The organism is Pseudomonas sp. GW821-FHT09E04 (assembly GCF_059416185.1).
In genome coordinates, this window is record NZ_JBWKOR010000004.1 from 23,590 (window position 1) to 48,319 (window position 24,730).

The 24,730-nt window shown below is 60.8% G+C and carries 20 protein-coding genes; 12 read left to right on the forward strand and 8 right to left on the reverse strand.

What is annotated here, in order from left to right:
* Positions 1-11 precede the first annotated feature (11 nt).
* The 5 genes from AC07N4_RS15160 to AC07N4_RS15180 form a co-directional block, all read right to left on the reverse strand.
* On the reverse strand, positions 12-1,259 hold the full coding sequence (locus AC07N4_RS15160; protein WP_493065751.1) for an ABC transporter permease: 1,248 nt from the start codon (positions 1,257-1,259) through the stop codon (positions 12-14).
* Positions 1,260-1,326: 67 nt separating this feature from the next.
* The gene (locus AC07N4_RS15165) at positions 1,327-2,370 is read right to left on the reverse strand and encodes a polyamine ABC transporter substrate-binding protein (RefSeq protein ID WP_096817911.1); all 1,044 of its coding nucleotides are present in this window, start codon (positions 2,368-2,370) and stop codon (positions 1,327-1,329) included.
* A gap of 48 nt (positions 2,371-2,418) precedes the next feature.
* The gene (locus AC07N4_RS15170) at positions 2,419-3,543 is read right to left on the reverse strand and encodes an ABC transporter ATP-binding protein (protein ID WP_085667439.1); all 1,125 of its coding nucleotides are present in this window, start codon (positions 3,541-3,543) and stop codon (positions 2,419-2,421) included.
* A gap of 218 nt (positions 3,544-3,761) precedes the next feature.
* Positions 3,762-4,391 carry a response regulator gene (locus AC07N4_RS15175; protein ID WP_003228820.1) on the reverse strand — a complete coding sequence of 210 codons (630 nt, stop codon included), beginning with the start codon at positions 4,389-4,391 and terminating at the stop codon, positions 3,762-3,764.
* Complete coding sequence (locus tag AC07N4_RS15180) at positions 4,392-6,791, reverse strand: PAS domain-containing sensor histidine kinase (protein WP_493065750.1); 2,400 nt, start codon at positions 6,789-6,791, stop codon at positions 4,392-4,394. It lies immediately after the preceding gene.
* Positions 6,792-6,864: 73 nt separating this feature from the next.
* Between AC07N4_RS15180 and AC07N4_RS15185 the strand changes: the two genes are divergently transcribed.
* Positions 6,865-7,854: an alpha/beta hydrolase family protein gene (locus AC07N4_RS15185; RefSeq protein WP_192559130.1), complete on the forward strand. Its 990-nt coding sequence runs from the start codon at positions 6,865-6,867 to the stop codon at positions 7,852-7,854.
* Positions 7,855-7,904: 50 nt separating this feature from the next.
* On the opposite strand, the gene AC07N4_RS15190 is transcribed toward AC07N4_RS15185, so the two are convergent.
* The 3 genes from AC07N4_RS15190 to AC07N4_RS15200 are packed head-to-tail and all read right to left on the reverse strand — an operon-like array spanning position 7,905 to position 10,361.
* Positions 7,905-8,672, reverse strand: a complete 768-nt coding sequence (locus tag AC07N4_RS15190) for a TerB family tellurite resistance protein (RefSeq protein WP_102619793.1) — start codon at positions 8,670-8,672, stop codon at positions 7,905-7,907.
* A gap of 1 nt (position 8,673) precedes the next feature.
* Complete coding sequence (gene murU, locus AC07N4_RS15195) at positions 8,674-9,345, reverse strand: N-acetylmuramate alpha-1-phosphate uridylyltransferase MurU (protein WP_102619792.1); 672 nt, start codon at positions 9,343-9,345, stop codon at positions 8,674-8,676.
* Complete coding sequence (locus tag AC07N4_RS15200) at positions 9,342-10,361, reverse strand: phosphotransferase (protein ID WP_273538778.1); 1,020 nt, start codon at positions 10,359-10,361, stop codon at positions 9,342-9,344. Before AC07N4_RS15200 ends, murU begins: the two co-directional genes overlap by 4 nt.
* A gap of 130 nt (positions 10,362-10,491) precedes the next feature.
* Between AC07N4_RS15200 and AC07N4_RS15205 the strand changes: the two genes are divergently transcribed.
* The 11 genes from AC07N4_RS15205 to AC07N4_RS15255 all read left to right on the forward strand — a co-directional run bounded on the left by AC07N4_RS15205 (position 10,492) and on the right by AC07N4_RS15255 (position 24,689).
* A complete protein-coding gene (locus tag AC07N4_RS15205; protein WP_102619790.1) occupies positions 10,492-13,305 on the forward strand; it encodes an LPS-assembly protein LptD in 2,814 nt (937 codons plus the stop codon).
* Positions 13,286-14,602: a peptidylprolyl isomerase SurA gene (gene surA, locus AC07N4_RS15210; RefSeq protein ID WP_146013067.1), complete on the forward strand. Its 1,317-nt coding sequence runs from the start codon at positions 13,286-13,288 to the stop codon at positions 14,600-14,602. The genes AC07N4_RS15205 and surA overlap by 20 nt, the downstream gene beginning before the upstream one ends.
* Positions 14,599-15,588 (forward strand): 4-hydroxythreonine-4-phosphate dehydrogenase PdxA, encoded by a 990-nt coding sequence (gene pdxA / locus AC07N4_RS15215; RefSeq protein WP_102619789.1) that lies wholly within the window; start codon positions 14,599-14,601, stop codon positions 15,586-15,588. The genes surA and pdxA overlap by 4 nt, the downstream gene beginning before the upstream one ends.
* Positions 15,585-16,403, forward strand: coding sequence for a 16S rRNA (adenine(1518)-N(6)/adenine(1519)-N(6))-dimethyltransferase RsmA (rsmA, locus tag AC07N4_RS15220; RefSeq protein ID WP_096817896.1), 819 nt, complete (start codon positions 15,585-15,587; stop codon positions 16,401-16,403). The genes pdxA and rsmA overlap by 4 nt, the downstream gene beginning before the upstream one ends.
* A gap of 113 nt (positions 16,404-16,516) precedes the next feature.
* Positions 16,517-16,897, forward strand: a complete 381-nt coding sequence (gene apaG, locus AC07N4_RS15225; protein WP_096817894.1) for a Co2+/Mg2+ efflux facilitator ApaG/CorD — start codon at positions 16,517-16,519, stop codon at positions 16,895-16,897.
* Positions 16,897-17,778 (forward strand): symmetrical bis(5'-nucleosyl)-tetraphosphatase, encoded by an 882-nt coding sequence (locus AC07N4_RS15230; RefSeq protein WP_493065749.1) that lies wholly within the window; start codon positions 16,897-16,899, stop codon positions 17,776-17,778. The genes apaG and AC07N4_RS15230 overlap by 1 nt, the downstream gene beginning before the upstream one ends.
* 33 nt (positions 17,779-17,811) lie before the next feature.
* On the forward strand, positions 17,812-18,141 hold the full coding sequence (glpE, locus tag AC07N4_RS15235; protein WP_007959911.1) for a thiosulfate sulfurtransferase GlpE: 330 nt from the start codon (positions 17,812-17,814) through the stop codon (positions 18,139-18,141).
* 296 nt (positions 18,142-18,437) lie between these two features.
* Positions 18,438-20,360, forward strand: coding sequence for a PrkA family serine protein kinase (locus AC07N4_RS15240; RefSeq protein ID WP_096817891.1), 1,923 nt, complete (start codon positions 18,438-18,440; stop codon positions 20,358-20,360).
* A gap of 205 nt (positions 20,361-20,565) precedes the next feature.
* The gene (locus AC07N4_RS15245) at positions 20,566-21,837 is read left to right on the forward strand and encodes a YeaH/YhbH family protein (protein ID WP_096817889.1); all 1,272 of its coding nucleotides are present in this window, start codon (positions 20,566-20,568) and stop codon (positions 21,835-21,837) included.
* Entirely contained in the window at positions 21,834-23,396 is a 1,563-nt protein-coding gene (locus AC07N4_RS15250; RefSeq protein ID WP_096817887.1) for a SpoVR family protein, read from the forward strand. Before AC07N4_RS15245 ends, AC07N4_RS15250 begins: the two co-directional genes overlap by 4 nt.
* Before the next feature lie 63 nt (positions 23,397-23,459).
* Positions 23,460-24,689, forward strand: coding sequence for a multifunctional CCA addition/repair protein (locus AC07N4_RS15255; RefSeq protein WP_192559132.1), 1,230 nt, complete (start codon positions 23,460-23,462; stop codon positions 24,687-24,689).
* The last annotated feature ends 41 nt before the right edge of the window (positions 24,690-24,730 follow it).

Consider the following 24,730-nt stretch of genomic DNA (forward strand, 5'->3'; position numbering starts at 1 on the left):
TCAAACTCCCCTTAGCTCAGGCGCAGGCGACTGGCGCCCACCAGCCAGCTGTAGATCAGATAAAGCACCACGGTCGCCAGCAGCAACAGCCCGCCGAGCGCAGTGGCCATGCCCCAGTTGATGCTGGTGTTGGTGTAGAACGCGACGAAGTAGCTGACCATCTGATCGTTCGGGCTGCCCAGCAGCGCCGGGGTGATGTAGTAGCCGATGGCGAGGATGAACACCAACAGGCAACCGGCGCCAACACCGGCATAGGTCTGCGGGAAGTACACCCGCCAGAAACTGGCGAACGGATGGCAACCCAGGGAAATCGCGGCGCGCATGTAGGTCGGCGAGATGCCTTTCATCACGCTGTAGATCGGCAGGATCATGAACGGCAGCAGGATGTGCACCATCGAGATGTAAACCCCGGTGCGGTTGAACACCAGCTCCAGCGGTTTATCGATCACGCCCATTGCCATCAGCGCGCTGTTGATCAATCCGCCGGATTGCAGCAACACGATCCACGCGGCGACTCGTACCAGGATCGAGGTCCAGAACGGCAGCAGCACCAGAATCATCAGCAGGTTGCTTTGACGCGACGGCAGGTTGGCCAACAGGTACGCCAGCGGATAGGCCAGCACCAGGCAAATCACGGTGATGATCAGGCCCATCCAGAAGGTCCGGGCGAAGATGTCGAGGTAGATCGCCTGATCCGGGGTGGCCGGGGCCAGTTCGCCGAGATCGTCGATGCGATGATCCACCGCCGCCAACAGGTAGAACGGGGTGATGCTGCTGGTGTTGCGCTTCACGGCCTGCCAATAGGCCGGATCGCCCCAACGCTCGTCGAGGCCTTCCAGCGCTTCTTTATAAGAGCTCGGCTCGCTGGCAAATGGCAGCGAACGGGCGGTTTTGGTCAGCAGGCTGCGATAGCCGGCCAACTCCATGTTCAAGCGCTTGGACAGATCGCCCAAGGTCTGGTTTTTGCGAGCTTCGGCGAGGTCTTCGCCCGCGGCCTTGTAGACCGGTTCAGCGGGCAGTCCGCGACCGTCCCAACTGGCAATGGCTGCCACGGTGCGTGGCATGCCGCCCACCACTTCCGGGTTGCCGACGCTTTTGTAGAGCAGCGCCACGATCGGCACCAGGAACACCAGCAACAGAAACAGCACCAGCGGCGCGATCAGCGCCTGGGCCTTCCAGCGGTTGACCCGCTCGGCGTGCTTGAGCCGCTGCTTCAAGGTGGGGCTGTTGCCCTCGTTCAGGGGAACGGCGATGGCCATGACGTACTCCGAAAATCTTTTGAATGACGGCGTCACCCTTGGGGTGACGCCGCGTAGGCATCACGCCTTACTTCGCAGCCCAGGAATTGAAGCGCTGCTCCAGTTGCTCACCGTTGTCAGCCCAGAAGCTGACGTCGATCTGCACCTGGTTGGCGATGTTTTCCGGGGTGGTCGGCATGTCCTTCAGGACATCCTTGGCCAGCAGCGGCACAGCCTGGGTATTGGCCGGGCCGTAGGCGATGTTTTCCGAGTAGGTCTTCTGCTGTTGCGGTTGCACCGAATAGGCGATGAATTTCTTCGCCGCTTCCGCACGCTTGGCGTCCAGACCTTTCGGGATGGCCCATGCGTCGAAGTCGTAGATGCCGCCGTTCCACACCACTTTCAGGTTGGATTCTTTCTGCACGGCAGCGATCCGGCCGTTGTAGGCCGAGCTCATGACCACGTCACCGGACGCGAGGTATTGCGGCGGCTGGGCACCGGCTTCCCACCACTGGATGCTTGGCTTGAGTTCGTCCAGTTTCTTGAATGCGCGATCCTGACCATCTTTGCTGGCCAACACTTTGTAGACGTCTTTCGGCGCAACACCGTCGGCCATCAGTGCGAATTCGAGGGTGTACTTGGCGCCTTTGCGCAGGCCGCGCTTGCCCGGGAATTTCTTGGTGTCCCAGAAGTCCGCCCAGCTGCTCGGTGCGGTTTTCAGCTTGTCGGCGTTGTAGGCCAGCACGGTCGACCACACGAAGAAGCCCACGCCACACGGCTGGATCGCGCCTTTGACGTAGTCTTCGGTCTTGCCGAACAGCGCAGGATCGAGTTGCTCGAACATGTCTTCGTCGCAGCCACGGGACAGTTCCGGCGATTCAACCTCTACCAGATCCCAGGACACGCTCTTGGTGTCGACCATGGCTTTGACCTTGGCCATTTCACCGTTGTACTCGCCGGCGACGATCTTGCCGTTGCCTGCTGCTTCCCACGGTGCGTAGAAGGCTTTGACTTGCGCCGCCTTGTTCGCCCCGCCAAACGACACCACGGTCAGATCCGGGCCAGCGGCCATTGCGCTTGCCGCACCCATCAGGCCCAGGGTCAGGGCTGTGAACTTCAGGGATCTCAACATTTATTGTTCTCTCCACGTGCAGGGTTGGTGTTGGTATTGCCGGGGCGATTAATGCGCCTCTAAAAGTGGGTCGAGTGCACGAACGTGTTCGACCTGCCAGCCAAGCGGAACCACGTCGCCGACCGCGAGCGCTGGATCGAGCTCGGCAATCGGTTGTTTCACGAAGAAGTCGGTCTTGCCGCAGACTTCCAGGCGCACCCGGACGTGGTCGCCCAGATAGATGAATTCGGCCACCCGCCCGGAGAAGCGGTTGACGCATTGATCGCTCGAACCGTTGAGGCTGACGCGCTCCGGACGGATCGACAGGGTGACCGGTTCACCGGTCTGGCCGATGTTGACCGCCAGCGCCTCGACCTTTTCCCCACGCCCCAACTCGACCACGCAGCGCTCGCCGCTCTGGCTGAGCAGGCGACCGTTGAGGCGGTTGTTTTCGCCGATGAAGTTGGCGACGAAGGTGTTTTTCGGTTCTTCGTAGAGGGTGCGCGGCGGGGCGATCTGCTGGATCTCGCCCTGGTGGAATACAGCGACACGATCGGACATGGTCAGGGCTTCGCCCTGGTCGTGGGTCACGTAGACCACGGTCACGCCGAGGCGCTGGTGCAGGTGTTTGATTTCCATCTGCATGTGTTCGCGCAGCTGTTTGTCGAGGGCGCCGAGGGGTTCGTCCATCAGCACTAGTTGTGGCTCGAACACCAGCGCACGGGCCAGCGCCACACGTTGTTGCTGGCCGCCGGACAACTGCGCCGGATAGCGCGAAGCGAAGGCATCGAGCTGCACCATGCTCAGGACTTTCTTGACCTTGTCACTGACGTCGCTCTTGTTCAGACCGCGCACGGTCAGCGGGAACGCCAGGTTCTCGGCCACGGTCATGTGCGGGAACAGCGCGTAGTTCTGGAACACCATGCCGATGTCGCGTTTGTGCGGCGGCACGTTGTTGATCGCCCGCCCGGCCAGGAGGATTTCACCGGCGGTCGGTGTTTCGAAACCGGCGAGCATCATCAGGCTGGTGGTCTTGCCGGAGCCGGACGGCCCGAGCAGGGTCAGGAACTCGCCCTTGCGGATGTCCAGGTTGAGGTCTTTGACGATCAGGTTCTCGCCGTCGTAGCTCTTCTGCACTCCACGAAAGCTGACCAGCACATCACTGGCCCCTGCGTTTGATTCGACCTGGCTCATACCCACACCTTTGTTATTGATGACTGCTGTGGGATTAAGCCTAGTGGCTGCTTGCAGTCACGCAAATCGGGGCGCAGGAGAGAATCGCCTCAGCCGGATGGAAGACCGGGGGTAGGGATTGCCCTACAAGGATGGCGCGTTTGGACACGTCAGGTGCGAGCCCTGAAGTTCCAGCCGCAGGAACCGGCAAAAGCGCCTGTCGTTATTGGATATGCGGATTAAAGGAGCTTGTGTTCCATCGCATACTTCACCAGCTCGGCGAGTGAGGTGATATTGAGTTTCTGCATCAGCCGCGCCTTGTGGGTGCTGATGGTCTTGCTGCTCAGGGCCAGTTGCTGGGCGATGTCGTTGACGTTGGCGCCCTGGGCCAGGCGCTCGAATACCGAGAATTCGCGTTCGGACAACAACGAATGCAGCGGTCGTGTATCGGTCAGGCCGACTTCGAAGACCATCCGGTCGGCCAGTTCCGGATCGATGTAGCGCCCGCCCGCCGCGACCTTGCGAATCGCCGTCAGCAACAGCGCCGGATCGCTGTCCTTGGTCGCATACCCGGCGGCGCCGACCTTCAGCGCGCGGGCGGCCATCTGAGCTTCATCGTGCATCGACAGCACCAGAATCGCTGGCGGATTGTTCAGTGCGCGGATACGCGGAATCGCTTCCAGCCCGTTGACCCCGGGCATGGAAATATCCAGCAGCACCACCTCGCACGGCACACTGCGCAGGGTTTCGAGCAACTGCTCGCCATTGCTCGCCTCCCCCACCACTTGCAGATCCTTGGCCAGGCCGATCAATTGCTTGATGCCTTCGCGAACGATGGTGTGGTCTTCGGCTACCAGTACACGGATCACTTACTTCTCCTCATCCAATGGCACCCGCACGCTCAGTGTGGTGCCCTCGCCCGGTTCGCTGTCGAGTGACAACTGACCGCCCATGATCAACACCCGCTCACGCATGCCCACCAGCCCAAAGGATGTTGGCCTGCCCGCAGCGGCGACAAATCCTACGCCATCATCGCTGACTGTCAGACACAAATCGGAGCCTTCGAGCGCCAGCGTCAGTTCCACAGTATGCGCCTGGGCATGGCGCATGACGTTGGTCAGCGCTTCCTGAAGGATGCGGAACAGGCCAATGGCCTTGGCATCGCTCAGCGGCGGCAGATTGTCCGGCACCTGCACCAGACACGGAATCTGCGTGCGCGCCTCGAATCGCCGGGCCTGCCACTCGATCGCCGAGGCTATCCCGGCATCGAGGATCGGCGGGCGCAATGCCGTCGCCACATCGCGCACCAACTGGAACAGCTGGGCGATCAGGCGTTTCATGCTGTTCAGGCGTTCGTTCAGACCCGGATCGAGTTGCGCGTAGGCCAGTTCGCACATCGATGTCTCCAGTTTCAGCACCGTCAACATCTGCCCCAGCTCATCGTGAACCTCGCGGGCGATGCGCGCCTTCTCCTCTTCCCGCACGCTTTCGAGGTGCGCCGACAGTTCGCGCAGCTGTTCGCGCGATGCCGCCAGTTCCAGTTCGATGCGCTTGCTTTCGGTGATGTCCCAGACGATGCCGTCCCAGACGTAGGCGCCGTCCTCCAGTTGCCGGGTGATGGCCTTGATCTCGGCCCAGCGCTGTTCGCCCTGTCGCGTAAGGATCCGCCCCTGCCACGACCAGTCGCTGTCGGTGTCCAGCGCCCGGTCCTGAGTCTGGTGATAACCGGCCTTGTCGTCCGGGTGCACCAGACTGCGCAGGCCCATGTCGCGATGGGCGATGGCGGCCGGCGCGTAGCCCACCAGACTCTCGCTGCCCTCGCTGATGTAGGCAAAGTCGATCTGCCCGGTCACCGGCGCCCGCTCCAGGCGGAACACCAGCCCCGGCACGTTGGCGGCGATGCCCTGCAAGCGCGCCTCGCTTTCCTGCAACGCGGCCAGGGCCCGCCGGCGTTCGGTCACATCAGTGAGATAAACCACCAGATATTCGCTGTCGCGAAAGCGCAGAAAACTCAACGACACATCCGCCGGCAGGATGCTGCCATCGGCGCGCGCACAACTCGTTTCAAAGCTGAGCGGCCCTTCCTCACTGGCCCGGGCGCGTTTCCACAGGTTGAGCCAGCGATCCATGTGCAGGCCAGGTTCGAAGTCGATCAGTGGTCGCTCGATCAGCGCGCCCTGTGGATAACCGAGCATGTGTTCCGCCGCGCGGTTGGCGTAGCGCACGTGGCTGTCCCAGTTGACCCAGAGGATGCCGACGGTGCTCTGGTCGATGGAAAACTGGGTCAGGCGCAGGGCTTCTTCGCTGGCGGCGCGCAGGGCGATGTCTTCCCGGGCGGCGAGCAGGCGTTGTTCAAGGCTGTGTTGCTGGCGCCGCTGCCAGAAGACGATCGCCGCACAACTGAGCAGCAACACGGCGAACAACAGGCTCAGGTTCTGCCAGAACCCCGGCGACTCCGAAAGCCGCGGGTACTTGGGTTGCAGCCATTGGGTGTGCAGGCGCTCCAGATCTTTTGCCGGGATCGCCCGCAAGGCACTTTCGACAATCCCGGCCAGCTCCGGCCAGTCACGACGGGTGGCGACCCGCAGCAGCTGCGGTAGACCAATGTCGCCGACCACTACCAGCCCGGCAAACTCCGGTTCTGTCGACAGCCGCCCCAATTGCGCTTCGTCCACCACCGCGTAAGACGCCTGCTGACTCAACAGCAACTGCAACGCCTGACGCTCCAGCGGCACGCCTTGCAGATTCAGATGGGGATAGTTGCCGCGCAAGTAATCGGCGGTGACGCTGGGCATGCGCACGGCTACCCGGGCCTGGCTGTCGAGTTTTTCCAGTTCGACCGAACTGCTCACTTTCTGGTCGCTGACCACCAGTTGCGGCACGCGCATGTAGGGATCGGAAAACTGCCAGAGACGCAGCGAGCCGGGCGTCTGGGTCAGGCCCGGCGCAATATCGATTTCGCCGTCCCGCGCGGCGGCTTCAAGTTGTTCCAGATCGGGGAAGTTGCGCCAGCTGAGTTCGATGTCGAGGGCCTTGGCCATCCATTTCATCAACTCGACATTGGCCCCGGACAGCCGCTGCAAGCGCCGGTCGTATTGCGCGTACGGTGCCTGAAGAATCAGGCCGACGCGCAATTCATTGTGCTGGGTCAGCCACTGTTGCTGGCCCGCCGACAACTGCGCAACATGGCTCGGCGGCGCAGGCGCGGCCCACCCCATCAAGGGAAACGCCAGACAGCCGATAACCCACAGGCAGCAAAAACGCATCATTGAAATCCCATACACTGACAAATTCTGACCAACCCATTAGGCTGCCGGGATACTTTCTGGCCTGGAATAACCGATGCCCCCTGTCTCTCGCCTGGCAATGCCAGCATTGTGCCTGTCGCTGATCCTGCCTTGTGCGTTTTCCGTCGAAGCCGCCGATCCGGCACCCGCCGCAGCAGCGGAAAAACCCGCCGAAGAAAAACCGGTCGAACGCCAGCCATTGCTTGAGCGTAGTCAGGAAGAAGCCTCGGCACTCGAACGCAAAGTCCCGGCCCAGGAACAGCAACAGTTGCAGGCCGGCAGCGATACATTCCTCGCGCTGTGGAAACCGGCCAACACGGCCGATCCCAAAGGCGTGGTGATCCTCATCCCCGGCGCCGGTGAAACCGCTGACTGGCCCCAGGCGATCGGCCCGCTGCGGCGCAAATTGCCGGACGTCGAGTGGAACAGCCTGAGTATCACCCTGCCCGACCTGCAAAGCGATGCCATCGCACCGCGCGTGATCGAAGCACCCGCAGCGCCGAAAACCGCCGATGCAGGCAGCAAGGATTCGACCACTGCCGAACCGATCGAGCAAGCCGCTGGCGGTGAAGCGGATGTGGCGGACAAGGTCGTCGCCGAAACCACCGAAGAACAGGCCAAGGCCGACGCCGAACGAATCTTCGCCCGCATCGACGCAGCGATTGCCTACGCCGAACAGCAAGGCGCGCACAGCATCGTGGTGCTCGGGCACGGCACCGGTGCCTATTGGGCCGCGCGTTTCCTGAACGAAAAGCAGACGGCACAAGTGGAAAAACTGGTGATGGTCGCCGCGCAAGTGCCGCCCAAGGCCAAGCCTGAACTGGCAGAACTGACGCCACTGCTGAAGCTGCCGACCGCCGATATCTTCTATATGGACAAGCCGCTGGATCGCAACGCTGCACTGGAGCGTATGCAGGCCAGCAAGCGCTTGAAGACGTCGGCGTTCAGCCAGGTCGCGCTCAAGGCGTTGCCCGACAACAAGGCCGAGCAGGAACAATTGTTCCGCCGGGTGCGCGGCTGGTTGAATCCGCAAAACCCGGACTGACCGACCGCACAAAAAAAGATCGCAGCCTGGGCTGCGATCTTTTTTTTCGTCTAGCGGAAATCCCGCCGCTCGCGAATCAATGTGTAGGCATTGTGCAAGTCGCGAGTTCTTTCAGTTGCCTCGAGCACCTGTGCCGCCGTCGCTCCAGTCCCGGCCACCTTGTCCGGATGATGGCGGCTGAGCAGGCGACGATAGGCGCGTTTGATCTGTGCCGGTTCGCTGGTCGCCGACACGCCGAGCAGGCGCATCGCATCCTGATAACTCACCGCTGCGCTGACGATCGGGCGCTTGTTCGGCTCGTAATCCGCCGCCAGCGCCTGAATCTGGTGAGTCGTCCAGCCCAGCCACTTGCCCCATTGCGCCAGCAGTTCGCGCTCGCTGCTGCCGGCCCGACCATCGGCCCAGACCATCCGCCAGCAGGCGCGCAACACGCCTTCGGCCGCATGGGGCTGAGCGCTGAGACGCCGCAGATAACCGCGCAGGCGATCCCCGCCGGACTTGCCGCGATTGAACGCGGCAATGGCCCGGCGCTGCGCCGGCTCGCTCATGTCCAGCGCGCGCATCTCCTGACGCGCCTGCTGGATATGACCGTCGGTGACCCGCCCGTCACTCTTGGCCAGACGCCCGAGCAAGACGAACAACAACTCGTCGTTGCGCAGCATCGGCTGGCCGCCGAGTTTTTCCCGCAAATGCCCCCAGCTCTGCAAATGCAGGCGCCGATCCAGCGCCTGCCCCAACAAAGCCCCAAGCATGGCCCCCGGAATGCTGGCGATAGCAAAACCCGCTCCGGCTCCAATCAGAGTCCCTGGCCACAACATATCAGCGACTCGCTTCTATCAAGGTTTCGGCTTCAGCCAGACGCTCGTGCGTACCGACATCGACCCAGTGGCCTTTCAGTCGCTCACCGCTCACCTGCCCGTCCGCCATGGCTTTGCGCAGCAACGGTGCCAGTTTGAAGGCGCCGTCCGTGCAGCCATCGAACAATTGCGGGTGCAGCACAGCGATGCCGCTGTAGGTCAGGGTCGCCGTCTCCGGTTGCCCGTCCTGCACCTGGTCGCCGACCAGACAGAAATCGCCCGTCGGGTGATGGGCCGGATTGTCCGCCAGCACCAGATGCGCCAGCCCGGTGATCGGCTGGTGCAGCACGCTGAAGTCGTAATCGGTCCAGATGTCACCGTTGACCACCAGGAACGCTTCGTCACCGAGCAACGGCAAGGCGCGGAAGATACCGCCACCGGTCTCCAGAGGTTCGCCTTCGGGCGAGTAACGGATGCTCAGGCCGAATTGCGAACCGTCGCCCAGGTAATCTTCGATCTGCTGACCGAGCCAGGCATGGTTGATCACGATGTCGCTGAAACCCGCCGCCGCCAGGGCACGCAGGTGGTACTCGATCAACGGTACGCCAGCGGCACGCACCAGCGGTTTTGGGGTGGTCAGTGTCAGCGGGCGCATGCGCTCGCCTTTGCCGGCCGCCAGAATCATTGCCTTCATGCAGTCACTCCGCCACGCAGGCTGACCAGCAATGCCTGCAGTTGCGCCAATTCCGGACGACGGGCAATCACCGCTTCTATATAAGAGAAGAAGCGCGGCACATCGCCGAGGTAGCGCGGCTTGCCGTCGCGGTGACAGATGCGGGCGAAGATACCGATGACTTTGAGGTGACGTTGCACGCCCATCAGGTCGCTGGCGCGCAGGAAGTCTTCGAAGTCCGGCTGCACGGGGATGTTCAACGCTGTCGCCTGCTGCCAGTAGTTTTCCAGCCAGCCACGTACGCGTTCTTCAGGCCAACTGAGGAAGGCGTCCTTGAACAGACAGGTCACGTCGTAAGTCACCGGGCCGTACACCGCGTCCTGGAAATCCAGCACGCCGGGGTTCGGCTCGCTGAGCATCAGGTTGCGCGGCATGTAGTCGCGGTGCACCAGCACTTTTGGCTGGGCCAGCGCGCTGTCGATCAGCAGATCGCTGACCTGCTGCCATTGCTGCTGTTGCGTGGCGTCGAATTCCACACCCAGTTCGCGTTTCACGTACCACTCGGGGAACAGTTCCAGCTCGCGACGCAACAGTGCGACGTCATAACTCGGCAGCGGTGCCACCATCGGCAACTGCTGAAATGCCAGCAGCGACTGCAAGGCATCGCTGAACAATGCATCGGCATTTTCGCTGTCGATCACGTCGAGATAGGTCTTGTTGCCCAGGTCATTGAGCAAAAGAAATCCGCGCTCGAGGTCCTCGGCATAAATTTTCGGCACGTTAATTCCGGATTTCGCCAGCAAAAAGGCGATATCCACGAACGGTTTGCAGTTTTCCTGGGGCGGCGGTGCGTCCATCACGACGAAACTGCGACCGGCGCCTTCCCAACGGAAATAACGGCGGAAACTCGCGTCGCTGCTGGCCGCAGTCAACGTGGCCGGGGGTACGACACCCCAGCCCTGATCGGCAAAAAGGGTTGCCAACTGCTCATCGAGCCAAACTTTCAGGTGTTGCAAGCGTACATCTTGGTCAGGCATTGCAAGGGTCTCCGACGGCGCTAGCCGTCAAGCGGGTCATGCTTTATTATCCAGCATCTTTTTCAGACCATCGAGAGGCGTGCGGCCCACACCGCGGGCAGATGGCACGCAGGAAGCCCGGACTAATAAGATGGCATTGAAATCCCCCGCGTTTCGTAAAAAATTTCCGTTGTTGGTAACCGGCAGTCTGCTGGCTATGCAACCTCTGGCCAGTTCATTCGTTGTCGCCGCCGAGCAGTATGACTGCGCCGTCTCGGCTACGGGCGGTTGGGCCTGTTCGCCAAAGACGTCGGCGGCTGCATTGCCACCGCGTCCGGTGCATGACGGCAGTGCTGTCAGCGCCACCGGCGAAACCCCGGCCGAGAACGGCAGCGTTTCGGACTCCGGTCCCAAACCCGTGCTGGTCACCGAGTCCAAGGGCCGCGGCCTGAAATCCCGTAGCGAAGACTACAGTCACCTCGACTGGGTTCCGCGCGAGAAGCTCACCGCCGCCCAACTGGCCGAGACAGGTCCTTACTGCTCTGGTTCCTATATCGAACCAATTCGTCCTGGCATGAATGACAAGACGAATAAAAGTGACGCTCCGACCTTCATCGGCGCGAAAGCCTCGCGCTATAACACCGAAGATCAGGTCGGCACGCTGGCCGGTGACGTGGTTCTGCGTCAGGGCAGCATGCAGGTCGAGTCCCAGGAAGCGAGCCTCTACCAGGCCGAAAGCCGCGCCGAACTCAAGGGCGACGTGCGCATCCGCGACAATGGCGCGCTGATCGTCGGCGACCACGCCGATGTGCAGCTCGACACCGGTGAAGCGAAAGTCGACAACGCCGAATACGTGATGCACAAGTCGCGCATCCGCGGTAACGCGCTGTACGCCAAGCGCGCCGAGAACGCGATCATCCGCTTGAAGGACGGCACGTACACCACGTGCGAACCGAACAGCAACGCCTGGCAGCTCAAGGGCAACAACATCACCCTGAACCCTGCCACCGGCTTCGGTACCGCGACCAACGTGACACTGCGGGTCAAGGACATTCCGATCCTGTACACCCCGTACATCTATTTCCCGATCGACGACCGTCGTCAGTCGGGCTTCCTGCCGCCGACCATCGGCACCGGCAGCGACACCGGCTTCACGCTGGTCACCCCGTACTACTTCAACCTGGCGCCGAACTACGATGCCACGTTGTACCCGCGCTACATGAGCAAGCGCGGCATGTTGGTGGAAGGCGAATTCCGTTACCTGACCAAATCCAGCGAAGGTCAGTTCGGCGCCGCGTACCTCAACGACGAAGACACCGATCGCAGCAAGCAGACCGATTACGAAAAAAATCGCTACATGTACAACTGGCAACACAAGGGTGGCCTGGACTCCCGCGTGTACACCCAGGTTGACTACACCAAGATCAGCGATCCGTACTACTTCCAGGACCTGACCACCGACCAGATCGGTGTGAAGAGCCAGGACTTCGTGAATCAGCAGGGTCTGGTTGCCTACCGTGGTGATAACTACACCGCCATCCTGAATGCTCAGCAATATCAGCTGGCAACCGTTTCGAACATCACACCTTACGGGCGCCTGCCGCAGATCACCTTCAATGGCAAACTGCCGTACCACCCGGAAGGCCTGAACTTCGATTACGAGACCGAACTCGTTCGCTTTGACCGCGATCTGAAAACCGGTGACTTCGTCAACGAAGACGGCACCGTCTCGCCACGCCTGGATACCAACGTGACCGGCCTGGCTCGTGCCAACGGCGATCGCCTGAATCTGAAGCCTGGCGTCAGCCTGCCGATGAACTGGACGTATGGTTTCCTCAAGCCATCGCTCAAGTACCAGTACACCCAGTACCAACTGGACCTGGACGGCCAGGGCAAAGACGACATCATTGTCCAGAAGGCATTCGCAGCAGCGAACGGCACCCGATACGTCAACGGTAATTTTGGCAGCAACCAGAGCCGTGGCGTGCCGATCGCCAGCATCGACAGCGGCCTGTACTTCGACCGCGACACGTCGTACTTCGGCAAGAACTACCGCCAGACCCTGGAACCGCGCCTGTTCTACCTCTATGTACCGGAGAAGGATCAGGAAGACATTCCAGTGTTCGACACCAGCGAATACACCTTCAACTATGCCTCGCTGTTCCGAGACAACCGCTTCTCCGGTTCCGACCGGGTCGGCGACGAGAACAAGCTTTCGTTGGGTGTGACCAGCCGCTGGATCGAAGACGACGGTTTCGAACGTCAACGCATCAGTGTCGGCCAGGCCTTGTACTTCAAGGATCGCGAAGTCCAACTGCCAGGTATCGATCCAAAGACCCGCGACGATGCGCATTCCAACGTTTCGCCTTATGCGCTGGAATACGAATACCGCTGGAACCGCGACTGGCGCACCACTGCCGACTACAACTGGGATCCGGACAGCCGCAGCCCACGTTCCGGCAGCGCGATGTTCCACTACCAGCCTGAAGACAACCCGAACAAGGTGGTCAACCTCGGTTATCGCTATCGCAACGACCAGGTTCGTTACGACCAGAACACCGGCAAATGGTCGGTGGGTGGTGGCGACTACGGCACCCCGGGCCAGCCTGGCTACGTGAAGGACTACTACAAGATCCAGCAGCATGACTTCTCGGTCATCTGGCCGATCGTTCCACAGTGGAGCGCAATCAGCCGCTGGCAGTACGACTACAACCGCAACCGTACACTGGAAGCCTTCGGTGGTTTCGAGTACGACAACTGCTGCTGGAAACTGCGCCTGATCAACCGTTACTGGGTTTCTTACGACGAGTTCAGTCAGGAAGCTCCGCAAAACGAAAAAGGCGACCACGGCGTCTTCCTACAAATTGTTCTGAAGGGACTCGGCGGCCTTACTGGCGCCAAGGTAGAGAGCTTCCTCGACAAAGGCATCCAAGGTTATCGTCAACGTGAAGACCAAGCTTTCTGATTGTCTGCGCCCGCTGATGCTGGGCGCGCTGTTCCTGGGTACCGCGGCCAACGCCGCGGTGCAGTCCATCGATAAAGTGGTGGCCATCGTCGACAACGACGTGGTCATGCAGAGCCAGCTGGATCAACGCGTCCACGAAGTTCAGCAAACCATCGCCAAGCGCGGTGGCGGCTTGCCGCCTCCGGGCGTACTGGATCAACAGGTGCTCGAGCGCCTGATCGTCGAAAACCTGCAACTGCAGATCGGCGAACGTTCCGGTATTCGCATCACCGATGAAGAACTGAACCAGGCTGTCGGCACTATTGCCCAGCGCAACAACATGACTGTCGATCAGTTCCGCGCAGCCCTGGCTCACGACGGCCTGAGTTACGAAGGCGCCCGTGAGCAGATCCGCAAGGAAATGGTCATCAGCCGCGTGCGTCAGCGCCGTGTTGCAGAACGCATTCAGGTATCGGAGCAGGAAGTGAAGAACTTCCTCGCCTCCGACCTGGGCAAGATGCAACTGTCCGAAGAGCTGCACCTGGCCAACATCCTGATCCCGACCCCGGAAAGCGCCAACTCTGAAGCAATTCAGAGCGCCGCACGTCAGGCGATGGAGGTTTACCAGCAACTCAAGCAAGGCGCTGATTTCGGTCAACTGGCCGTTGCCAAGTCCGGCAGCGACAACGCTCTGGAAGGCGGCGACATGGGCTGGCGTAAAGCTGCTCAACTGCCACCGCCGTTCGACCGCGAACTGAGCAGCATGTCGCCGGGTGAAATCACTCAGCCAGCACGCACTCCGGGTGGTTTCATCATCCTGAAGCTGCTGGAAAAACGCGGCGGCGAAAGCCAGATGCGCGACGAAGTGCATGTGCGCCATATCCTGGTCAAGCCAAGTCCGGTCCGTGACGAAGCGAAAACCAAGGAACTGGTTCAATCGCTGTATAACCGCATCTCGGCCGGCGAAGATTTTGCTGAACTGGCCAAGAAATACTCGGAAGACCCAGGCTCTGCCCTCAACGGCGGCGACCTGAACTGGATCGACCCGAACGCACTGGTACCGGAATTCCGCGCCGTGATGGCCAAGTCCCCGCAGGGTCAGCTGTCCAAGCCATTCCAGACCCAGTACGGCTGGCACGTTCTGGAAGTCCTTGGCCGTCGCGCCACTGACAGCACCGAACAGGCCCGTGAGCAGCAAGCCATGACCGTACTGCGTAACCGCAAATACGATGAAGAGCTGCAAACCTGGCTGCGTCAGATCCGTGACGAAGCGTACGTAGAGATCAAACTCCCTGGTGCAGACCAGGCAGCGCAGTGAAACCCAAGCGTTTCGCGCTGACACCCGGCGAACCAGCCGGCATCGGTCCCGACCTGTGCCTGCTGCTCGCCTCGCAAGCCCAGCCACATCCCCTGATTGCCATCACCAGCCGCGACCTGCTCCAAGAGCGGGCCGCGCAGCTGGGGCTGGCCGTCAGTCTGCTGCCTGTGTCGCCCGGTCAATGGCCGGACCTTCCGGCGCCGGCCAACAGCCTTTATGTCTGGGACACCCCGCTCAGCGCCCCCGTGGTTGCCGGGCAACTGGACAAGGCCAACGCCGCATTCGTTCTTGAAACCCTGACCCGCGCCGGCAATGGCTGTCTGAACGGTGATTTCGCCGGGATGATCACCGCCCCGGTGCACAAGGGCGTGATCAACGAATCGGGCATCGCTTTTTCCGGCCACACCGAATTCCTCGCCGACCTGACCCACACCGCCCAGGTCGTGATGATGCTCGCTACCCGCGGTTTGCGCGTGGCGCTGGTCACCACTCACCTGCCCCTGCGCGACATCGCCGATGCGATCACGCCGGAGCGACTGGAACGGGTCACGCGAATTCTGCACGCCGACCTGCAAGACAAATTCGGCATCGCCCAACCGCGCATCCTGGTCTGCGGACTCAACCCGCACGCCGGTGAAGGTGGACACCTGGGCCATGAAGAAATCGACATCATCGAACCCACATTGGAGCGCCTGCGCGGCGAGGGCATGGACCTTCGTGGCCCGCTGCCTGCCGACACTCTGTTTACCCCCAAATATCTGGAGCACTGCGACGCAGTGCTGGCGATGTACCACGACCAGGGCCTGCCCGTGCTCAAGTACAAAGGCTTCGGCGCAGCGGTCAACGTGACCCTGGGCCTGCCGATCATCCGCACCTCCGTCGACCACGGCACCGCCCTGGATCTGGCCGGTAGCGGCAAGATCGACACCGGCAGCCTGCAGGTCGCCCTGGAAACCGCCTACCAGATGGCCGAGACCCGTTTATGACCGAGCAATACCAACACAAGGCGCGCAAACGCTTTGGCCAGAACTTCCTGCACGATGCCGGCGTCATCGACCGCATCCTGCGCTCCATCAGCGCCAAGCCTGACGACCGGATGCTGGAAATCGGCCCGGGCCAGGGCGCATTGACCGCAGGCCTGCTGAACAGCGGTGCACAGCTCGACGTGGTGGAACTGGACAAGGACCTGATCCCGATCCTCAACCAGCAGTTCGCCGGCAAGAGCAACTTCAACCTGCATCAGGGCGATGCGCTGAAGTTCGACTTCAATACCCTGAACGCCGCACCGAACAGCCTGCGCGTGGTCGGCAACCTGCCGTACAACATCTCCACGCCGTTGATTTTTCACCTGCTGAACAACGCCGGCATCATCCGCGACATGCACTTCATGCTGCAGAAGGAAGTGGTTGAGCGTCTCGCCGCAGGTCCGGGTGGTGGTGACTGGGGCCGTCTGTCGATCATGGTTCAGTACCATTGCCGGGTCGAGCACCTGTTCAACGTCGGCCCGGGTGCTTTCAACCCGCCGCCGAAGGTCGACTCGGCCATCGTCCGCCTGGTGCCGCACGCGGTACTGCCGCACCCGGCCAAGGACCATCGCCTGCTGGAGCGCGTCGTGCGCGAAGCCTTCAACCAGCGTCGCAAGACCTTGCGCAACACCCTCAAGCAATTGCTGAGCAACGCTGAAATCGAGGCCGCCGGCGTCGATGGCAGTTTGCGTCCCGAGCAGCTTGATCTGGCGGCATTCGTACGCCTGGCCGACAAGCTCGCCGAACAGCCCGCACCAACACCCGCTGCCGACTGACAGGCAAGCATTGCGCTCGGGCAGGACACCGCTCTGGTCTCCTGCCCGATACTTGCCTAGACTCAACCCATCGGCGACACCCCGCGTTCCGCTTTGTCCTTAAGGCCTTTTGCATGTCTGATCCTCGTTATCAGGTCGATGTCAGTGTCGTAACTCACTATCTGGCAGACCAATCGCAACCCGAGCACGACCGCTTTGCCTTCGCCTACACCATCACCGTGCAGAACAATGGCGAGCAGCCAGCCCGACTGATCTCCCGGCATTGGGTGATCACCGATGGCGACGGTCATGTCGAAGAGGTGCGCGGCGCCGGCGTGGTGGGCCAACAGCCACTGATCGACGCGGGAAAAAGCCACACCTACAGCAGCGGCACGGTCATGACCACCAAGGTCGGCACCATGCAGGGCAGCTATGAAATGGTCGCCAGCGACGGCAAGCATTTCGACGCAATCATCAAACCCTTCCGCCTCGCCGTTCCCGGAGCCCTGCACTAATGGCGACGTATGCCGTCGGCGACCTGCAAGGCTGCCTCGAACCGCTCAAGTGCCTGCTCAAGCAGGTCGCGTTCGACCCGGCAGTGGATCGGTTGTGGCTGGTGGGTGACCTGGTCAACCGTGGCCCGCAATCGCTGGAAACCCTGCGCTTCCTTTATGGCATGCGTGAATCGCTGGTCTGCGTACTCGGCAACCACGACTTGCACCTGCTGGCGGCGGCGAAAAACATCGAGCGGATGAAGAAGTCCGACACGCTGCGCGAAATCCTCGAAGCGCCGGACTGCGCCGAACTGATGGAATGGCTGCGCCAGCAGAAGCTCATGCACTACGACGAGCAACGTGAAGTCGCCATGGTGCACGCCGGCATTGCACCGCAATGGTCGCTGCGCAAGGCTTTGAAGTATGCCGAAGAAGTCGAGACCGCCCTGCGCGACGACAACCTGTTCCCGGCCTTCCTTGATGGCATGTATGGCAACGAGCCGGCGAAGTGGGACAGCGAGCTCAAAGGCGTCACCCGCCTTCGGGTCATCACCAACTATTTCACGCGCATGCGTTTCTGCACCGCCGAGGGCAAGCTCGACCTCAAGAGCAAGGAAGGCCTCGACACCGCGCCACCGGGCTACAAGCCCTGGTTCCAGCACAAGGAGCGCAAGACCCGTGGCCTGCGAATCATTTTCGGCCACTGGGCGGCGCTGGAAGGCAATGTCCATGAACCCGGCATTTCAGCCCTCGACACCGGTTGCGTGTGGGGCGGCAGCCTGACCCTGATGAACGTCGACAGCTTTGAACGGCTGTCATGCAAATGCGACGAACACGGCGGCGTCCTGCCCCCGGTCGCGCCATTGATCACCGAATCCTCGCCAGTCAGCGCTGCGCGTTAGACTGCGTTTTCAGCCGAGCCACAGGAACCCGCCATGAGCGAATTCAAACGTATCCCCCCGGAACAGGCCCAGGCCCTGCGCGAGCAAGGTGCCGTGGTGGTCGACGTCCGTGACCCAGCCACATTCGCGGCGCTGCACATCAGCGGCTCGAAGCATCTGGACAATCACTCCCTGCACGCCTTCATCCAGGGGGCCGACCTCGATGCTCCGACTGTTGTGGTCTGCTATCACGGCAACTCGAGCCAGGGTGCCGCGGCGTATCTCGTGAGCCAGGGCTTCTCCGACGTCTACAGCATGGACGGTGGCTTCGAGCTGTGGCGTACGACTTTTCCTTCGGAAACCGCGCAAGGCACCTCCGAATAATTTTTTTGTAACGTGCAAGCCCCGGCTCCCGTGGGCCTGCACGGGCAGACGAACGGTCTTGCCACACATAATTACGTATCTCGCCTTTACCTCCTGAATTCCCAACTATCCTTAAGCCCAGGCCATCCAAAACAGGGGAGAGCCGGTACACCGGCGCACGGGTCATCGGGAGTGACTTTCGCGGTTGTCGATCGCGGAGGGGTTCTGGGGGGTAAACAACAGCTGCCTTAGCGGCTGCTTGCCAGCATCGACTGAGTGATCCGGCGTCGGCTCCACGTATCGAGCGAGGTGACGTCATGAGTATCTTTAGCCACTTCCAACAACGCTTCGAGTCCACACGCCAGGAAGAACTCTCGCTGCAAGAGTACCTGGAGCTGTGCAAGAAAGACCGTAGCGCCTACGCTTCCGCTGCCGAACGTCTGTTAATGGCCATCGGCGAACCGGAGCTGCTCGACACCTCGACCAACTCGAGGCTGTCGCGAATCTTCTCGAACAAGGTGATCCGCCGCTATCCGGCCTTTGAAGACTTCCACGGGATGGAAGAATGCATCGACCAGATCGTGTCGTATTTCCGCCATGCCGCCCAGGGCCTCGAGGAGAAGAAACAGATCCTCTACCTGCTCGGCCCCGTCGGTGGTGGTAAATCCTCCCTGGCCGAGAAGCTGAAACAGCTCATGGAAAGAGTGCCTTTCTATGCCATCAAGGGTTCACCGGTTTTCGAATCTCCCCTGGGTCTGTTCAACGCCACCGAAGATGGCGCGATCCTCGAAGAAGACTTCGGCATTCCCCGGCGCTACCTGAACACCATCATGTCGCCATGGGCGACCAAGCGCCTGGCCGAATTCGGCGGCGACATCAGCCAGTTCCGCGTGGTCAAGCTCTACCCGTCGATCCTCAACCAGATCGCCGTGGCCAAGACCGAACCCGGTGACGAGAACAACCAGGACATCTCGGCGCTGGTCGGCAAGGTCGACATCCGCAAACTCGAGGAATATCCGCAGAACGACGCCGATGCCTACAGCTACTCGGGCGCGCTGTGCCGGGCCAACCAGGGTCTGATGGAATTCGTCGAAATGTTCAAGGCACCGATCAAGGTGCTGCACCCGTTGCTGACCGCCACTCAGGAAGGCAACTACAACAGTACCGAAGGCCTCGGCGCGATTCCGTTCACCGGGATCCTGCTGGCCCACTCCAACGAATCGGAGTGGCACACCTTCCGCAACAACAAGAACAACGAAGCCTTCATCGACCGGATCTACATCGTCAAAGTGCCGTACTGCCTGCGGGTCAGCGACGAAGTGAAGATCTACGACAAACTGCTGTTCAACAGTTCCCTGGCCAAGGCCCATTGCGCGCCGGACACCCTCAAGATGCTGGCGCAGTTCACCGTGCTGTCACGCTTGAAGGAGCCGGAAAACTCCAACATCTACTCCAAGATGCGGGTGTACGACGGCGAAAATCTCAAGGACACCGATCCGAAGGCCAAGTCGATCCAGGAATATCGCGACTCGGCGGGCGTCGACGAAGGCATGAACGGTCTGTCGACCCGGTTCGCGTTCAAGATCCTGTCCAAGGTCTTCAACTTCGACCCGCATGAAATCGCCGCCAACCCGGTGCACCTGCTCTACGTGCTGGAACAGCAGATCGAACAGGAACAGTTCCAGGCCGAAACCCGCGAGCGCTATCTGCGCTACCTGAAGGAATACCTGGCGCCGCGTTATATCGAATTCATCGGCAAGGAAATCCAGACCGCCTACCTCGAGTCTTACAGCGAGTACGGCCAGAACATCTTCGACCGCTACGTGCTGTATGCGGACTTCTGGATTCAGGATCAGGAATACCGCGATCCGGAAACCGGCGAGATCCTCAACCGCGTCGCCCTCAACGAGGAACTGGAAAAAATCGAGAAACCGGCCGGCATCAGCAATCCGAAGGATTTCCGCAACGAAATCGTCAACTTCGTACTGCGCGCCCGGGCCAACAACAACGGCAAGAACCCGACCTGGCTCAGCTACGAAAAACTGCGGGTGGTCATCGAGAAGAAAATGTTCTCGAACACCGAGGATCTGCTGCCGGTCATCAGCTTCAATGCCAAGGCCAGCAAAGAGGATCAGCAGAAACACAACGACTTCGTTACACGAATGGTCGAACGCGGCTACACCGACAAACAGGTACGACTGCTCTCCGAGTGGTATCTGCGGGTCAGAAAATCACAGTAAACCGCGGCCGGTCAGACCGGTTGTCGTCAGCCCGAGGCTTGTGTACGCATTTTCTGCTACACAAGCCTCTGGAAGGTGTTCGAAAGGCGGTAGCGAGGTTCAGGCAGCACCCAAAGCGCTTGGGGGAGCGTGTGCGTCCCTTGGCATTCGGTTCAACGCTGCATGACCGCTCGCCCCTTTGCAGGACAGCTTCTAAGGAGCAGTCATGAGCTATGTGATCGACCGACGTCTCAATGGCAAGAACAAGAGCACGGTGAACCGTCAGCGCTTCCTGCGGCGTTACCGTGACCACATCAAGAAGGCTGTCGAAGAGGCGGTCAGCCGGCGCTCCATCACCGACATGGAGCACGGCGAGCAAATCAGTATTCCCGGTCGCGACATCGACGAACCGGTGCTTCACCACGGCCGTGGCGGCAAGCAGACCGTGGTTCACCCCGGCAACAAGGAATTCACCGCAGGCGAACACATCGCCCGCCCACCGGGAGGCGGCGGCGGTCGCGGACCGGGCAAGGCCGGCAACTCCGGCGAAGGCATGGATGAATTCGTCTTCCAGATCACCCAGGAAGAATTCCTCGAATTCATGTTCGAGGACCTCGAACTGCCGAACCTGGTCAAACGCAACCTGAGCGGCACCGATACCTTCAAGACGGTCCGCGCCGGGATCAGCAACGAGGGCAACCCGTCCCGGATCAACATCATTCGCACACTGCGCTCGGCCCACGCCCGGCGAATCGCGCTGTCCGGCAGCAGCCGCGCCAAACTGCGCGAAGCCAAGGAAGAACTGGCCCGCCTGAAACGCGAAGAACCGGACAACTTCGGCGATATCCAGAATCTCGAAGCCGAAATCGAAAAACTCAGCGCGCGTATCCACCGTGTGCCGTTCCTCGACACCTTCGACCTCAAGTACAACCTGCTGATCAAGCAGCCGAACCCTAGCTCCAAAGCTGTAATGTTCTGCCTGATGGACGTTTCCGGCTCCATGACCCAGGCGACCAAGGACATCGCCAAACGCTTTTTCATCCTGCTGTACCTGTTCCTGAAGCGGAACTACGACAAGATCGATGTCGTGTTCATCCGCCACCACACCAGCGCCCGGGAAGTGGACGAAGAAGAGTTTTTCTACTCGCGGGAAACCGGCGGCACCATCGTTTCCAGCGCACTGAAACTGATGCAGGAGATCATGGCCGAACGCTACCCGAGCAACGAATGGAACATCTACGCCGCACAGGCTTCCGACGGCGACAACTGGAACGACGACTCGCCGATCTGCCGCGACATCCTGATCAATCAGATCATGCCGTTTGTGCAGTACTACACTTACGTAGAGATCACCCCGCGCGAACATCAGGCCCTGTGGTACGAGTACGAACGCATCGCCGAAGCCTTTTCTGACACTTTTGCCCAGCAGCAGCTGGTCTCGGCCGGAGATATCTATCCGGTCTTCCGTGAACTCTTCCAGCGCAGGTTAGTGACATGACCGCCAAAGAGCAGAAGCGCCAACCCATTTCCACCGGCTCCGAATGGACATTCGAGCTGATCCAGACCTACGACCGCGAAATTGCCCGGATCGCGGCCGGGTACGCCCTGGACACCTATCCCAACCAGATTGAAGTGATCACCGCCGAACAGATGATGGACGCCTACGCCTCGGTCGGCATGCCGCTGGGCTATCACCACTGGTCCTACGGCAAACACTTCCTCAGCACCGAGAAATCCTACAGCCGCGGGCAGATGGGGCTGGCCTACGAGATCGTGATCAACTCCGACCCGTGCATCGCCTACCTGATGGAGGAAAACACCATCTGCATGCAGGCGCTGGTGGTGGCCCATGCCTGCTACGGCCACAACAGCTTCTTCAAGGGCAACTACCTGTTCCGCACCTGGACCGATGCCAGCTCGATCATCGATTACCTGGTGTTCGCCAAGCAGTACATCATGCAATGCGAGGAGCGCCATGGCATCGACGCGGTCGAGGACCTGCTCGACTCTTGCCATGCCTTGATGAACTACGGCGTCGACCGCTACAAACGTCCGTACCCGATTTCCGCCGAGGAAGAGCGGCGCCGGCAGAAGGATCGCGAAGAACACCTGCAGAAACAGATCAACGACCTGTGGCGCACCATTCCCAAAGGCGCAGACAAATACAGCGACAAGGACAACGCACGCTTCCCGGCCGAGCCACAGGAAAACATCCTGTATTTCATCGAGAAACACGCGCCATTGCTGGAGCCCTGGCAGCGGGAGATCGTGCGGATCGTGCGCAAGATCGCCCAGTATTTCTATCCACAACGCCAGACCCAGGTGATGAACGAAGGCTGGGCGACCTTCTGGCACTACACGCTGATGAACGACCTGTACGACGAGGGTCTGGTCACCGACGGTTTCATGATGGAGTTCCTCACGTCTCATACCAGCGTGGTGTTCCAGCCAGGTTTCGACAGTCCCTACTACAACGGCATCAACCCTTACGCACTGGGTTTTGCCATGTACCGCGACATCCGGCGCATGTGCGAAGAACCAACGGAAGAGGACCGTCGCTGGTTCCCGGAAATCGCCGGCACCGACTGGCTGTCGACCATCAAGTTCGCCATGAGCAGCTTCAAGGACGAGAGTTTCATCCTGCAGTACCTGTCACCCAAGGTGATCCGCGACCTGAAACTGTTCAGCATCCTCGATGACGACCAGAAGGACGATCTGCTGGTGCCCGCCATTCATGACGAGGGCGGCTACCGGATCATCCGCGAGACCCTGGCCGCGCAGTACAACCTCGGCAACCGTGAACCGAACGTGCAGATCTACAGCATCGACCGGCGCGGCGACCGCTCACTGACCCTGCGTCACCAGCAGCACGACCGAAAACCGCTGGGCGACTCCACCGAAGAGGTACTCAAGCACCTGCACCGGCTGTGGGGTTTCGACATTCATCTGGAAACCCTGCAGGGCGACCAGATCATGAAAACCCACCATGTACCGCCCCGCAGCGAACACGGCGAGGGGGATTACGGTCGGCTCGATCTGGCCGTCATTCATCTTTGATCCCGTTCTGGCCTCCGAAAGTCCGGCGCAAGGGTTATCCTGTCGGGCCAACGGAGGTTTTTTATGCAGATTTACAAGGTCGGCGGCGCAGTACGTGATCGCCTGCTGGGCAAACCGGTCACCGACATCGATTGGGTGGTGGTCGGCGCCACCGCAGAAGAAATGCTCGCCCAAGGGTTTCGCCCGGTAGGCGCGGATTTCCCTGTGTTTCTTCACCCGAAAAGCGGCGAGGAGTACGCCCTCGCCCGCACCGAGCGCAAGAGCGGTCGCGGTTATGGCGGATTCACCTTTCACGCCAGCCCCGAGGTCACGCTCGAAGAAGACCTGATCCGTCGCGACCTCACGATCAACGCCATGGCCGAGGACGATCAGCAAAACCTGACCGATCCCTATCACGGCCAGCGCGATCTCGATGATCGAATCCTGCGTCACGTTTCCCCCGCGTTCGCCGAAGATCCCCTGCGAGTCTTGCGTGTTGCCCGCTTTGCGGCTCGTTACGCGGAACTCGGCTTCAAGGTGGCGCCCGAGACGCTGGAACTGATGCGCGAGCTCAGCGAATCCGGCGAACTGGAGGCCCTGACCGCCGAACGCAGCTGGAAAGAGATTTCCCGCGCACTGATGGAAAATCAGCCGCAGGTTTTCATTCAGGTATTGCGCGATTGCGGCGCTCTGAAAGTGCTGATGCCGGAAGTCGATGCATTGTTCGGCGTACCGCAACCGGAAGCCCATCACCCGGAAATCGACAGCGGCATTCACACGCTGAGCGTGCTTGAGCAAGCCGCCCTCCACCAGCAACCGCTGACAGTGCGCTGGGCCTGCCTGCTGCACGACCTAGGCAAAGGTCTGACGCCGGAAGAGGAATGGCCGCGGCATATCGCCCATGAGCACAAAGGCCTGAAGCTGATCAAAGCCGTCAACGAGCGCTTCAAGGCACCGAAGGATTGTCAGGAACTGGCCTTGCTGGTTGGCCAGTACCACACCCACGGTCATCGCGCCCTGGAACTGAAGGCGTCGACCTTGCTGGAATTGCTGCAGAGCTTTGATGTTTATCGCCGACCGCAGCGTTTCGAAGAATTTATCGTCGCGTGCGAGATGGATGCACGAGGCCGCAAAGGACTTGAGCAGCGCAGTTATCCACAGGCCGATTACCTGCGCGGTGCAGCCAGCGCTGCTCGGGGCGTTGCGGTTCAGCCGCTGCTGGAGAAGGGCTTCCAGGGCCCCGAACTGGGCGAAGCGCTCAAGCGCGAACGGCTCAAGGCGTTGAAGGCTTACAAGGAATCAGCGTCTTCCTGAGAACATCTGGAGCCATCGCGAGACTGCTCGCGATGGCTCCA

Coding starts and splice junctions, on each gene's coding strand:
- AC07N4_RS15160 (WP_493065751.1), bottom strand. CDS start 1,259: ATGGCCATCGCCGTTCCCCTGAACGAGGGCAACAGCCCCACCTTGAAG.
- AC07N4_RS15165 (WP_096817911.1), bottom strand. CDS start 2,370: ATGTTGAGATCCCTGAAGTTCACAGCCCTGACCCTGGGCCTGATGGGT.
- AC07N4_RS15170 (WP_085667439.1), bottom strand. CDS start 3,543: ATGAGCCAGGTCGAATCAAACGCAGGGGCCAGTGATGTGCTGGTCAGC.
- AC07N4_RS15180 (WP_493065750.1), bottom strand. CDS start 6,791: ATGATGCGTTTTTGCTGCCTGTGGGTTATCGGCTGTCTGGCGTTTCCC.
- AC07N4_RS15185 (WP_192559130.1), top strand. CDS start 6,865: ATGCCCCCTGTCTCTCGCCTGGCAATGCCAGCATTGTGCCTGTCGCTG.
- AC07N4_RS15190 (WP_102619793.1), bottom strand. CDS start 8,672: ATGTTGTGGCCAGGGACTCTGATTGGAGCCGGAGCGGGTTTTGCTATC.
- murU (WP_102619792.1), bottom strand. CDS start 9,345: ATGAAGGCAATGATTCTGGCGGCCGGCAAAGGCGAGCGCATGCGCCCG.
- AC07N4_RS15200 (WP_273538778.1), bottom strand. CDS start 10,361: ATGCCTGACCAAGATGTACGCTTGCAACACCTGAAAGTTTGGCTCGAT.
- AC07N4_RS15205 (WP_102619790.1), top strand. CDS start 10,492: ATGGCATTGAAATCCCCCGCGTTTCGTAAAAAATTTCCGTTGTTGGTA.
- rsmA (WP_096817896.1), top strand. CDS start 15,585: ATGACCGAGCAATACCAACACAAGGCGCGCAAACGCTTTGGCCAGAAC.
- apaG (WP_096817894.1), top strand. CDS start 16,517: ATGTCTGATCCTCGTTATCAGGTCGATGTCAGTGTCGTAACTCACTAT.
- AC07N4_RS15230 (WP_493065749.1), top strand. CDS start 16,897: ATGGCGACGTATGCCGTCGGCGACCTGCAAGGCTGCCTCGAACCGCTC.
- glpE (WP_007959911.1), top strand. CDS start 17,812: ATGAGCGAATTCAAACGTATCCCCCCGGAACAGGCCCAGGCCCTGCGC.
- AC07N4_RS15240 (WP_096817891.1), top strand. CDS start 18,438: ATGAGTATCTTTAGCCACTTCCAACAACGCTTCGAGTCCACACGCCAG.
- AC07N4_RS15245 (WP_096817889.1), top strand. CDS start 20,566: ATGAGCTATGTGATCGACCGACGTCTCAATGGCAAGAACAAGAGCACG.
- AC07N4_RS15250 (WP_096817887.1), top strand. CDS start 21,834: ATGACCGCCAAAGAGCAGAAGCGCCAACCCATTTCCACCGGCTCCGAA.
- AC07N4_RS15255 (WP_192559132.1), top strand. CDS start 23,460: ATGCAGATTTACAAGGTCGGCGGCGCAGTACGTGATCGCCTGCTGGGC.